11 protein-coding genes are annotated in these 12,155 nt (G+C 72.3%); 1 reads left to right on the top strand and 10 read right to left on the bottom strand.

Annotated elements, in window-relative coordinates:
* Positions 1–9: 9 nt before the first annotated feature.
* From ACTVCO_RS04775 to dacB, 9 genes are all read right to left on the bottom strand, one after another.
* Positions 10–507 carry a DUF3180 domain-containing protein gene (locus ACTVCO_RS04775; RefSeq protein WP_443727271.1) on the bottom strand — a complete coding sequence of 166 codons (498 nt, stop codon included), beginning with the start codon at positions 505–507 and terminating at the stop codon, positions 10–12.
* Positions 504–1,763, bottom strand: a complete 1,260-nt coding sequence (gene folK, locus ACTVCO_RS04770; protein WP_443727270.1) for a 2-amino-4-hydroxy-6-hydroxymethyldihydropteridine diphosphokinase — start codon at positions 1,761–1,763, stop codon at positions 504–506. The genes ACTVCO_RS04775 and folK overlap by 4 nt, the downstream gene beginning before the upstream one ends.
* Positions 1,760–2,590 (bottom strand): dihydropteroate synthase, encoded by an 831-nt coding sequence (gene folP / locus ACTVCO_RS04765; RefSeq protein WP_443727901.1) that lies wholly within the window; start codon positions 2,588–2,590, stop codon positions 1,760–1,762. The genes folK and folP overlap by 4 nt, the downstream gene beginning before the upstream one ends.
* Positions 2,591–2,681: 91 nt before the next feature.
* Positions 2,682–3,275, bottom strand: coding sequence for a GTP cyclohydrolase I FolE (gene folE / locus ACTVCO_RS04760; RefSeq protein ID WP_443727269.1), 594 nt, complete (start codon positions 3,273–3,275; stop codon positions 2,682–2,684).
* A 63-nt stretch (positions 3,276–3,338) separates the two neighbouring features.
* Complete coding sequence (gene ftsH / locus ACTVCO_RS04755; protein ID WP_443727268.1) at positions 3,339–5,387, bottom strand: ATP-dependent zinc metalloprotease FtsH; 2,049 nt, start codon at positions 5,385–5,387, stop codon at positions 3,339–3,341.
* A gap of 144 nt (positions 5,388–5,531) precedes the next feature.
* Entirely contained in the window at positions 5,532–6,086 is a 555-nt protein-coding gene (hpt, locus tag ACTVCO_RS04750; protein WP_443727267.1) for a hypoxanthine phosphoribosyltransferase, read from the bottom strand.
* Between the two features lie 11 nt (positions 6,087–6,097).
* Positions 6,098–7,159, bottom strand: a complete 1,062-nt coding sequence (tilS, locus tag ACTVCO_RS04745) for a tRNA lysidine(34) synthetase TilS (protein ID WP_443727266.1) — start codon at positions 7,157–7,159, stop codon at positions 6,098–6,100.
* Positions 7,156–8,274, bottom strand: coding sequence for a zinc-dependent metalloprotease (locus tag ACTVCO_RS04740; RefSeq protein ID WP_443727265.1), 1,119 nt, complete (start codon positions 8,272–8,274; stop codon positions 7,156–7,158). The genes tilS and ACTVCO_RS04740 overlap by 4 nt, the downstream gene beginning before the upstream one ends.
* 5 nt (positions 8,275–8,279) lie before the next feature.
* Positions 8,280–9,692 carry a D-alanyl-D-alanine carboxypeptidase/D-alanyl-D-alanine endopeptidase gene (dacB, locus tag ACTVCO_RS04735; protein WP_443727264.1) on the bottom strand — a complete coding sequence of 471 codons (1,413 nt, stop codon included), beginning with the start codon at positions 9,690–9,692 and terminating at the stop codon, positions 8,280–8,282.
* A gap of 240 nt (positions 9,693–9,932) precedes the next feature.
* Here dacB and ACTVCO_RS04730 point away from each other — a divergent pair, with 240 nt between their 5' ends.
* Positions 9,933–10,427: an inorganic diphosphatase gene (locus ACTVCO_RS04730; protein WP_102510058.1), complete on the top strand. Its 495-nt coding sequence runs from the start codon at positions 9,933–9,935 to the stop codon at positions 10,425–10,427.
* An 89-nt stretch (positions 10,428–10,516) separates the two neighbouring features.
* Here the strand turns inward: ACTVCO_RS04730 and ACTVCO_RS04725 are convergent, their stop codons facing one another.
* The gene (locus tag ACTVCO_RS04725) at positions 10,517–11,977 is read right to left on the bottom strand and encodes a C40 family peptidase (protein ID WP_443727263.1); all 1,461 of its coding nucleotides are present in this window, start codon (positions 11,975–11,977) and stop codon (positions 10,517–10,519) included.
* Between the last annotated feature and the right edge of the window lie 178 nt (positions 11,978–12,155).

Below are 12,155 nucleotides of genomic sequence, written 5' to 3'. Positions count from 1 at the left end.
GCGTCCCGCTCAGGCCGGGGTCGCGGATGCCGAGCCCGACGAGGACCCGTCGTCGTGGCGGTCGTCGCCGCGGCCACGCACCCGGCACCAGCGCTCCACGACGAGACCCGCACCCGAGACGATCATCGACGCGAGCGTCGCCAGTCCCGCTGCGAGCGCCTTGGAACGCATCGCAGCAACATCGAGGTCACCCACGACGAGCAGCACGTGCCCCGCGTACCAGCCCGCGAGAGCCGCACCGGTGAGCGCAGCCGACTGCGCGAGCACGAGCGTGCGCGCGGCCCGCAGGCCGGAGAGCGAGGGCCGTGTGCCGCGCGTGTAGGCGCGCACCGCCCACCCCGTCCACAGCACGAGCCCCGCAAGGAGCACGAGCGCCACAGTCACCGGCCACGCGACGCGACCGACGACCGCGCCGCTCTTCTCCGCGAGGCTCAGCCCGCCCCACGCGAGGGCCATGACAGCCAGCGCGATGACGACGAGCCAGCGCACGCGCACCCCGGACGTCACTGCCGCGCGCCCCCGTCGTCAGTCGTCCAATCGAGACGGAGCCAGCGCACGCCGTCACGGTCGGGCGCGGTGGCAGCGAGCGCGGCGACGGGGCCGCCGCCCAGGCCGGGCAGCACCGCGTCCGGCGCGATCTGCGCCCACGGCGCCAGGACGAACGCGCGCTCGTGCGCGCGCGGGTGCGGAAGCTCGAGATCGTCGGTCACGCCGACGACTCCCTCGTAGGAGATGAGGTCGACGTCGAGGGTGCGAGGGCCCCAGCGCACGTCGCGCGTGCGCTGGTGCTCCTGCTCGACCGCGTGCGCAACCCGGAGGAGAGCCCGCGGCGACAGCGTCGTGCGGACGAGCAGGACGGTGTTGAGGAAGTCCGGCTGCTCGACGCCTCCAACAGCTGCCGTGCGCGCGAGAGGCGCGATGCGTTCGACGACGATGCCGGGCGCGCCAGCTAGGTCGTGGATCGCGCGCTCGAGGATCTCGCGCGGGTCCCCCATGTTCGAGCCGAGCGCGACGACGACGCGCGCCTCGCCCGCGGGGGCCCGGTCCATGAGGTCAGGCACGGGCACGTGGACGGGCTCGAGGAGACCCGTCGCGGGACCGTCGTCCGACGGATCGTGCCGCGAGACCTCGGCCGCGCCGAAGGCGCCCTCGTCCACGACGTGCGCGGGGCCCTCGTCCACTATGTGCGCGGGGTCCTCGAGCCCGGGCGGTGCGGGGATCGGCGGGACGGGCACGGGCGGCGCAGCCACCCCGGGTGCGCCCGGCGCAGCGGCCCCGGCCACTGCGGCCCCGGCCGCGGGGATCGTCGCAACCGACGACGCAGGCGCCGCGGCCGGGTCGAAGCGTGCCGAGGGGAGCTTGATCCGGTCACGGCGGATCGCGATGACGACGTCCTCGAACGCCACGCCCACGGGCGCGGAAGGCTTGTGCACCGCGACGTCGACAGCCGCGACGATCGTGTGGTCGAGGGCCGCCGCCGCGATCTGCTCGGCGAGCGTCTCGACGAGCCGCACCGCAGGACCCTCAAGGATCTCGACGACCTCGGCCGCGAGCTCGGCGTAGTTGAGGGTGTGCGCGAGATCGTCGGCGGCCGCGGCCCGGCGCGTGTCGACGTGCACGGTGACGTCAGCAACGAAGGTCTGGCCCTCCGCCCGCTCGTGGTCGAGGACCCCGTGAAACCCCGTGGCAGCGAGCCCCGTGAGCCTCACCTGATCGAGCTGGCGGCCGTGCGCGTCAAGAACTGGCCCGGGCAACTGAGTCACGTGTGCTCCTCGAACGAAAGAGTGCGTGTGCGGCGTGCGCCGTCCCACGCGCGGGCCACCCGGACGGCGTCGACGGAGCCGGGCACATCATGCACCCGCACGCACCAGGCTCCAGCCGCGGCGGCGAGCGCCGAGATCGCGGCCGTCGCACCGTCACGGGCGAGCGGAGGCGCCGGCTGCCCGTCCGGCCCTGCGAGCAGAGTACCGAGGAAGCGCTTGCGGGACGCTCCCACGAGCACGGGACGTCCAAGCGCGAGCAGCTCGTCAAGAGCTGCGAGAAGAGGCCAGTTCGACGCGCCGGGCTTCGCGAACCCGAGGCCCGGGTCAAGAATGACCTGCTCGCGGGCGACGCCCGCGGCGGCGAGCGCCGCGAGCCGCTCGCCGAGCTCGTCACGCACCGCAGTGACGACGTCGTCGTACTCGGCGAGCGTGTCCATGACATCGGCGTGCCCGCGCCAGTGCATCGCGACGTACGCCGTCCCGGACCGCGCGACGACGTCGTAGATCTCAGGTTCGGCGAGGCCACCCGACACGTCGTTGACGAGCACCGCCCCCGCCTCGATCGCGTGCGCGGCGACGCGCGCACGCGTCGTGTCGATGCTCACGGGGATGCCGCGGGCCGTGAGGTCGCGGACGACCGGGACGACGCGTGCGAGCTCGTCGCCCTCAGGGACACGGCTGGCGCCCGGCCGGGTCGACTCGCCGCCGACGTCGACGAGGTCAGCCCCCTGGGACGCGAGGAGAACCCCGTGCGCGATCGCGGCCTCGGGAGCGAACCACTCGCCACCGTCCGAGAACGAGTCCGGCGTGACGTTGAGGACGCCCATGACGAGGGCGCGGTCGAGCCGCGTGAGGTGGTCGGGCCACGGAGCCGGGTGAAGCACGTTCGTCAGCCTAGCGGGGCAGTCCGGGGCCCGGTCAGCGGCCAAGGACGAGGCTCATGGCCTCGGCGCGCGTCGCGACGTCACGCATCTGGCCACGCACCGCGCTCGTCACCGTGCGGGCTCCCGGCTTGCGCACGCCGCGCATCGACATGCACAGGTGCTCGCACTCGACGACGACGAGCACACCACGCGGCGCGAGGTGCGTGACGAGCGCGTCGGCGATCTGCGAGGTGAGCCGCTCCTGGACCTGCGGGCGGCGCGCGAAGACCTCGACGAGCCGCGCAAGCTTCGACAGGCCCGTGACACGGCCGTCGGCGCCGGGGATGTAGCCGACGTGCGCGACGCCGTGGAAGGGAACCAGGTGGTGCTCACACGTCGAGTACAGCTCGATGTCCTTGACGAGGATCATCTCGTCGTGGCCGATGTCGAACGTCGTGCCGAGCACGTCGGCCGGGTCTTGTCCCAGCCCCGCGAAGACCTCGGCGTAGGCGCGCGCGACGCGCGCCGGGGTCTCCTGGAGCCCCTCGCGGTCCGGGTCCTCGCCCACCGCGATGAGCAGCTCACGCACGGCGGCGGCGGCGCGCTCAAGATCGACGGTGTGCTCGGACGGACGGTTCTCGGCGCTCACGACGGACTCCTCAGGATGCGGGATGACGGCGGACGCGGCCGACGGGGACGCGACCTCACATGGTCAGTGTTCGACAGAGCCGGCGGCGGAGCCGGGCGTGCCGCCCTCGGGCACCTCGCCGACCGACTCGGCGGGACGCTCGTCGCGTGCGACGCCCTCGTCCTGCGCGATGATCGGCGCGTCGCCGCGCTCGGCCTTCTCAGCCTCGGTGAGGACGGGCGGACGGCTCGAGACCGTGCGCTGCTCGCTCGAGAGCCAGACCTCGCGTGCGGGACGCTTGACGACCGGCGTGAAGATCCGGGCGAGCTCGGCCTCGTTGAGCGTCTCCTTCTCCATGAGCTCGAGCACGAGGTGGTCGAGGACGTCGCGGTACTCGACGAGGACCTCCCACGCCTCGTCGTGCGCGGCGTCGACGATCTTGCGCACCTCGTGGTCGACCGTGCCGGCGACGGCCTCGGAGTAGTCGCGCTGGTGGCCGATGTCGCGGCCGAGGAAGGGCTCGCCATCGGTCGATCCCAGCCGGATCGCGCCGACGCGCTCGCTCATGCCGTACTCGGTGACCATCTTGCGTGCGGTCGCCGTTGCCTTCTCGATGTCGTTCGACGCCCCGGTCGTCGGGTCGTGGAAGACGAGCTCCTCAGCGACGCGACCGCCCATCGCGTAGGCGATCTGGTCGAGCAGCTCGTTGCGCGTCGTCGAGTACTTGTCTTGTGTCGGCATGACCATCGTGTAGCCGAGCGCGCGCCCGCGCGGCAAGATCGTCACCTTCGTCACGGGGTCGGTGTAGCGCATGGCCGCGGCCACGAGCGCGTGCCCGCCCTCGTGGTACGCCGTGATCTTCTGCTCCTTGACGTTCATCACCCGCGTGCGCTTCTGCGGGCCCGCGATGACACGGTCGATCGCCTCGTCGAGCGCGCGGTCGTCGATGAGCTGCGCGCCGGAGCGCGCCGTGAGCAGGGCAGCCTCGTTGAGCACGTTGGCGAGGTCGGCGCCCGTGAAGCCGGGCGTGCGCTTGGCAACCATGACGAGGTCGATGCCGTCGACGATCGGCTTGCCACGCGCGTGCACCTTGAGGATCGCCTCGCGGCCGCGCAGGTCAGGAGCCTCGACCGCGACCTGGCGGTCGAAACGACCCGGGCGCAGGAGCGCAGGGTCAAGGATGTCGGGACGGTTGGTCGCCGCGATGAGGATGACGTTCGCCTTGGGGTCGAAGCCGTCCATCTCGACGAGGAGCTGGTTGAGCGTCTGCTCGCGCTCGTCGTGGCCGCCGCCCATGCCCGCGCCGCGGTGGCGCCCGACGGCGTCGATCTCGTCGACGAAGATGATCGCCGGCGCGTTCTCCTTGGCCTGCTGGAAGAGGTCACGGACGCGGCTCGCGCCGACGCCGACGAACATCTCGACGAAGTCGGAGCCAGAGATCGTGTAGAACGGCACGCCGGCCTCGCCAGCGACGGCCCGCGCCAGCAGCGTCTTGCCTGTTCCGGGAGGGCCGTAGAGCAGCACTCCCTTGGGGATCTTGGCTCCCACGGCCTGGAACTTCGCGGGCTCCTGGAGGAACTCCTTGATCTCGTGCAGCTCCTCGACGGCCTCGTCGGCGCCCGCGACGTCGGCGAACGTCACCTGCGGCGACTCCTTGCCGACGAGCTTGGCTCGCGACTTGCCGAAGCCCATGACGCGCGAGCCGCCGCCCTGCATGCGGCTCATGAGGAAGAAGAAGATCACGCCGATGATGAGGAACGGCACGAGCACCGAGAACATCGAGGCGATGAAGCTCACGCGCGCGATCTCAGAGTCATAGCCCTTGGCGAGGCTCGCTGCCGTGACCACGTCGACGACGTCAGGGCCCTGCGGCGTGACGTAGAAGAACTCGACGCTCTTGCCCATGTCGTCCTTGCCGTCGACGAACGGCTCGGTGAGCGTGAGACGCACCCGCTGGTCACCGTCGACGACGACCGCGCGCTCGACCGTCGTCCCCTTGAGGAGCGCAAGCCCCTGAGAGGTGTCGATGCGCTTGACGCTCTCACCCGTCAGGGCCGCGAAGCCGATCCACAGCAGCACGCCTGCGAGCACGACCCAGACAAGGGGGCCCTTGGCGATCTTCTTGATGTTCATCGGCTACGGGCGTACCCGTTCCTTCCGCTCGCGGGAGTTCCGCTCCCGACGGTACATCCCCAGCCTGCGAGGTTCCCGCGTGTTCGCCCAGGGCAGGAACATGCGGCGACCAGGGCGTCCGCGCCCGCGGACGGCCCGGTTCGCTCAGCGCTCGTAGACGTGCGGGGCGAGCGTGCCGACGAACGGCAGGTTGCGGTACTTCTCGGCGTAGTCCAGGCCATAGCCGACGACGAACTCGTTGGGGATGTCGAAGCCGACGTAGCGCACGTCGATCTCGACCTTGACGGCGTCGGGCTTGCGCATCGCAGCCGCGATCTCGACGGACGCCGGACCGCGCGAGCGCAGGTTCGACATGAGCCACGACAGCGTGAGGCCCGAGTCGACGATGTCCTCGACGATGAGCACGTGGCGCCCCGTGAGGTCGGTGTCGAGGTCCTTGAGGATGCGCACGACGCCCGAGGACTTGGTGCCCGAGCCGTAGGACGACACCGCCATCCAGTCCATCGTCGCGGGCGTGTGGAGACGGCGGGAGAGGTCGGCCATCACCATGACCGCGCCCTTGAGGACGCCGACAAGCAGAAGATCCTTGCCTTCGTAGTCCGCGTCGATCTGGGCCGCGATCTCATCGAGACGCGTGCCGATCTGCTCCTCGGTCAGCAGAACGTGATCGATGTCGTTGCCGATGTCGGACAGGTCCACGGAAAGGCTCCTCAGGGTGAAGGTGGGTGTACCTCAAGCGTGCCACACCTGCGGGTCACGGCGATGCGTCCGGGGAGGTCGATGGGACCTTGCCCGTGCCAGTCCGTGACGAGAGCGTCGAGCGTGCGTACGTGCGCGCGTGCGAGCGCCCCGTCGGTCGCGCCCGATGCAACCGCCCAGCGTCGCAGGACGCGCCTGCGCACCGCTGTGGGCGCGGCAGCGAGGACCGCGACGTCAAGGCCCTCCCCGCCGTCGCCCCGCTGGCTGCTCGCCTCGACGAGCAGCCGCTCGGCGTAGAAGGAAAGCGCGTCGTCGTCCTCGCGCAGGAGCGCCGCGGTCCGCGCGAGCGCGGGCACGGCTCCCGGGCCCAGGACGTCGGTGAGGACGGGCAGCACGCGCGCGCGCAGCGCGGAGCGGCGAGGCGCAGAGGCGTCGTCGGGCCCGGGCGTGTTCGTCGGGTCGTGCCACGGCTCGAGGCCCGCCTCGGCGCACACACCCGCCGTCACCGCGCGCGAGAGGTCAAGAAAGGGGCGTCGGAGGCGTCCGCGCGCACGCCTCATGCCCGCGAGCGACCTCGCGCCCGCGCCGCGAGCGAGACCGAGCAGCACGCCCTCGGCCTGGTCGTCACGCGTGTGCCCGAGGAGGATGACGCCGTCGCTCCCGCCCGGGAGGGCGTCGAGCGCGTCCTCGAGCGCCCGGTACCTGGCGGCCCGGGCCGCGGCCTCGGGCCCTCCTGGCCCGTCGACCTCGACCCGGACAGTCACGGCCTCCAGGCCGAGGGCGGCACACGCGGCCGCGGCGCGCTCGGCAACGTCCGCGCTGGCCTCCTGCATCCCGTGGTCCACGACGACGACGCGCACGGGCCGCACCGACGTGTCCGCGTCGGCGTCCGCGGCCCGCGCGGCGTGGCGCGGCGGCCACACGCCGAGCTCGGCAGCGAGGCACGCGACGAGCGCGAGCGAGTCCGTCCCGCCCGAGCAACCCACGACGACGGCCGCACCCGGCGCGAGCTCAGCGAACGTCGCGCGCACGGCCCGCCGCCCCGCGACGAGGTTCGGGCTACGCACGCTCATCCGTGGACGCGCCGCACCCACGCGGCCGGATCAGCAAGCTCACGAGCAGACGGCAGGTGGTCCGGATGGTCCCAGACCGCGTTGAGCCGCCGCCGTCCGACGCGCATCATCGCGCCGCGCACAAAAGCGGCCCCGTCGGTGTACTGCGCAAGCTTCTCGTCGAGACCGAGCAGCTGCCGCAGAACCGTGTCGAGCGCGCCGCCGCGCGAGGCCCGGCGGGCATCGAAGGCCGTACGGATGCGACCGACGCCAGGCACGACGTTCTCGCCCACCCGGTCCATCATGACGTCGGCATGGCCTTCGAGGAGCGACATGACCGCCGCGATCTCGGCCATGCTCGCCCGCTGCGACGGAGTGAGGAGCCGGACGCCGAGCGAGCTCCCGGCGGGAGCTCTCACAGCCCTGCGCACCGTCGTCGTCCAGGCCCGTGCCCGCGCCGCAGGACCACCGCGGCCGAGCTCGGCCCCCGCCTCGACGACGTCAGCGAGCAGTGCCGCGACACGCGCACGCATGTGGTCGGCGAGCCACGGGGCCGCCGCGAACTGCAGCGCGTGCGTCTGCTCATGCAACGCGACCCACAGCGAGAACGGTTCAAGCTCGGCGCGGAGCGCACGCCCGACGCGGAGGACGTTGGGCGCGACGAGCAGAAGACGGCCCGGCTCCCCGGGCGCCGCGACGTAGGGGTCGAACTGCCCCAGGACGCGCGTCGCGACGAGCGCGAGCGCCGCACCGACCTCGGCGGCGCCGACCGCCTGGACGACGGGGCCGCCAGCGGTACCCCGCGCGACGCCGCCGTCGTCCGGGCCGAGGACTGACGCACCGAGGAGCGACTCCATGCCGTGGGACGCGGCACGCACCCACGAGGCTCGGTCGACGACGAAGACGTGCGAGAGAGGCGTCGAGCCGTCGAGCACGTCGCGGCCGTCGGCCGGGGTCATCGCGGTGACGTCGAGGACGTGCGGGACCGCGGCCGCCGCCGCACGACGCAGCGCGTCGACGTGCGCGACGAGAGCCGAACGCTCCTCGACCGGCCCCGCGGGAGCCAGGAGCGCACCCACACCCCGCGCCGCGTCCCAGTCGATGCTGGAACGCGCGTCGGGGCCCGAGCCTGTCATGCGCGTCATCCGCACCCGCAGGCCGCGACGCGGCTCACGAACTTGTCGATCGTCGCGCGTGCGTTCCAGGCGTTGTCGTCGGGGAAGTCGTCGACGAGGACCGCGAACACGAGCAACCGCCCGTCGGCCGTGACGAGCGTGCCCGCCAGGCTCGAGACGTTCGGCAGCGACCCGGTCTTGGCGCGGACGCGACCGCGGGCGTCGGTCGTCGTGAAGCGCTCGTGGAGGGTTCCCGAGACTCCCGCGAGCGGCATCTGCAGCGCGGCCTCGCGCAGCGCGGGCATCGCGGGGTCGACCATCCGCAGGAGCAGCTCGTTGAGGAGGCGCGGCGACAGGCGCGAGCCCTCACCGAGCCCCGACGCATCCGTGAGCTTGGCGCCCGTGAGGTCGACGTCGAGCGCCGCGACCGCGTCGAGCACCGCGGTCGTCGCGCCCTGGACCGAACCCGGCAGCCCTGCCTCGACCGCGACCATGCGCGCGACGACCTCGGTGATCGTGTTGTCAGAGGTCTGCAGGAAGTACCCGACGACCTCGGACATCGGGGCCGACGAGACCCGGCCGACCTCGGACGCACCCTCGGCAGGGACCCCGCGCGCGGTCGTCCCCGCGACCGTGATCCCCGCCTTGCCGAGCGCGGCCGCAAAGTCCCGGCCTGCGGCGAGCGACGGGTCGGCGAAACGTGGTGCGTATGTTCCGGCGGACCGGCGCGCGACGTCGACCGCGAGCGCGGTCACGGGTGCCGCATAGCCGGCCTCGATGTTGTCGGTGTCCCACGACGGGGCGACCGAGGGCCCCGAGAACAGTGAGTCGTCGACGCGAACGGTGACGGCGTCGAGGCCCGCCGCGTCGACGGCGACGGCAACCTGGTGAGCGAGATCCGCGAGCCCCGCGCGCCCGTTGACCTTCGCCGGGTCGCCCGCGCCCTCAGCGAGCAGCATGTCGCCGCCGCCCACGAGGGTCACGGTCGTGCCGTGGAGGTAGGCCGTCGTGTCGAGCGTGCGGTCCGAGCCGATCTTCGAGAGGGCCGCCGCCGCGGTGAGCAGCTTCTGGGTCGAGGCAGGGACGAAGTCCGTCGTCGCAGCGCGTCCCGCGATGCCCTGGCCCGTCGTCGCGTCGGTCACGAGGACGCCGACACGCTCGCCGACGTACTCCTCGGCCTTGGCGAGGTCGGCGACGAGATCTTCGACCGACGTGGCGGACGGCACAGGAGCATCCGCGGCGAGCCGCGACAGACCGCTCGTGAGCTCGGGTCCCAGACGTGCGCCTGGCGCGGTCGGGAAGGGTGCCGGAGGCGCTGCGACCGGCGCATTCGTGAGGAATCCCGGGACGAGGTCGAAGGTGTCCGCGACGAGATAGCCCCCGCCTGCGAGCAGCGCGAACGTCGTCGTCGCTGCTGCTGCACGTGCCGCCAGACCCATGGCGTTCCTCCTGCACCTCGGTCGCGGTTCACACCTTAGCCTCCGCGTGCGTCACACTGGACCCACAGGACGACGGCGACCGAGGTCGGCGCCCCCGTGCCCAGCACGGCGGACGCAGCACGGACCGTCCCCTGGCATGACATGCCACCAAGGCCCACGGGCCCGCGCCCCTGGCCCGCGGGACGAACGACGAGAGGTGCTCGGGACGGTGACGGCCGCCCCGTGTCTGGAGGAAGAGCAGTGGAGTTCGACGTCACGATCGAGATCCCCAAGGGTCAGCGCAACAAGTACGAGGTCGACCACCACACCGGTCGCATCCGTCTGGACAGGATGCTCTTCACCTCGACGCGCTACCCCGACGACTACGGCTTCATCGAGGGCACCCTCGGTGAGGACGGCGACCCGCTCGACGCACTCGTGCTCCTGGAGGAGCCAACGTTCCCGGGCTGCCTCATCAGGTGCCGCGCGCTCGGCATGTTCCGCATGCGCGACGAGGCCGGCGGCGACGACAAGGTGCTGTGCGTCCCCACGGGCGACCAGCGCGCCGCATGGCGCCAGGACATCGACGACGTCTCTGACTACCACCGTCTTGAGATCCAGCACTTCTTCGAGGTCTACAAGGACCTCGAGCCTGGCAAGTCCGTCGAGGGAGCCCACTGGGTGGGTCGTGCCGAGGCCGAGGCCGAGATCGAGCGGTCGCGCCAGCGTGCGATCGACTCGGGCTACGCCCACTGAGACACGTCGTGCGCGCCTAGCGCGTGGCACACGAAGGCCGACCACCTTGCGGTGGTCGGCCTTCGTGCGTCGCGGCGGGAAGGTGTCCGCTACGGGCGGCCCGCAAACGCCATGGTCTCCGCGTAGCGCACGGGAACTTCACGGACGGGGATGCCGGGGCGCGCAGCCTCGATCATCATGCCGCCGCCCGTGTACATCGCCACGTGGCGGATCGTGTTCGGGTCGGACGTGTCGTTGGCCCAGAAGATGAGGTCGCCGGGCCGCATCGAGGAGTAGGCGATCTTCTTCACCCGGACGTACTGCGAGCGGCTCGTGCGCGTGATGCCGACCCCGGCCGACTCCCAGGCGCGCATCGTCAGGCCCGAGCAGTCGTAGAGCGTCGAACCTGTCGCGCCCCAGCCGTACATCTTGCCGATCTGCGTACGTGCCCACGCGACCGCGGCGCGCCCCTGTGCCGCCGAGCCGACCGCGGTCCCCGTGCCGAGGCCCGGCGCCTGAGGCTCGGGCGTGGACGGCGTCGGGTCCGCCGTGGGTCGCGGCGCGGGAGGGGTCGTCGTCGGGCGCGACGTCGGCTCCGTCGTCGGCTCCGTCGTCGGGCGTGACGACGGCTCCGTCGTCGCAGGGTCGGCGGGCTCGGTCGTCGTCGCCGGTGTGGGCTCGCGCGTGGGGCGTGGGGCCGGCTCGTTCGTCGGGGTCTGTGTCGGGGTGGAGGTCGGCCGTGACGTGGGGCGCGAGGAGGGCTCGTCGCCCGGTGCGTCGGCCTCGTCGTCGGCACGCTCGCGCTCGACCTGCGCCTGCTCCTCGCGGCGCTGGTCCCGCTCACGGTCGATCCGGTCCTGCCGCTTGCGTTCGGCAGCGACGGTCGTCTGTCGCGCAGCAGCGAGCTGCGAGATGAGCGTCTCGCGGCGCGCCTCGGCAGCGTCGACCGCGTCCTGGGCGGCCTGCGTGAGGTCGTCGGTCTGCGCGCGCGCCTTTGTCGCCGCGGTCGCGGCCGACTGCGCAGCTGTCAGGGCGCTCGTCGCGTCGGCCTCGAGGACGTCGGCGACGAGCGTATCGGCGCGGAACTGCTGGACCGCGGCGTCCGCCGCGTCCCCGACCGTCCGCAGCGATGCCGCCCGGCGCACGACGTCCGTGATGCCGTCCGCCGAGAGCACCGCCTCGAGGTTCTGGATGGAGCCGCCCGAGCGGAAGCGCTCGAGAGCGATGCCGGCGAGGACCCGGCGCGAGGACTCCATGGTCTCGCGCGCAGCGGCGAGGCGCGTGCCGGCGACGTCGGCCGCGCTCTGTGCGTCGTCGAGCGCGACCTGGGCCGTGAGGAAGTCCTCGCCCGCGGTCGCAGAACGCGCCCAGGCCTCGTCAGCGATCGTGCTGAGGCGAGCGAGCTCGACCTCAATACCTGCGACCGAGCCCGCAACGGCGGCCTCCCGCGCGCGAGCCGCTGCGAGATCGTCGTCGGGGGCGCCGAGCGCTGCCGGCGCGGCAAGTCCGAGGACGAGCGCTGACGCGATGAGCGCGGACGCTGATCGACGGATCCGAGCAGGGCTGGACATGGGGCCTCCGGGACGGGACTGCAGTGCATGTCGAGGCTAGCGGTCCGCAGACTCGTTGTGAACTCCCACCTCAGGATCCTCACGAGTCACATCAGTCACAGGTGCCACGTGAGCCTCACGAGTCACACCAGCACCAGCGATCTCATCAGGCGGACGCGTCGTTCCACAACGTGGCGGC

The sequence above is a fragment of the Sanguibacter sp. A247 genome, assembly GCF_052324925.1.
GTDB lineage: Bacteria > Actinomycetota > Actinomycetes > Actinomycetales > Cellulomonadaceae > Flavimobilis.
The sequence above is the reverse complement of the archived record's forward strand: the minus strand, read 5'-3'. Positions and strand labels throughout refer to the sequence as shown.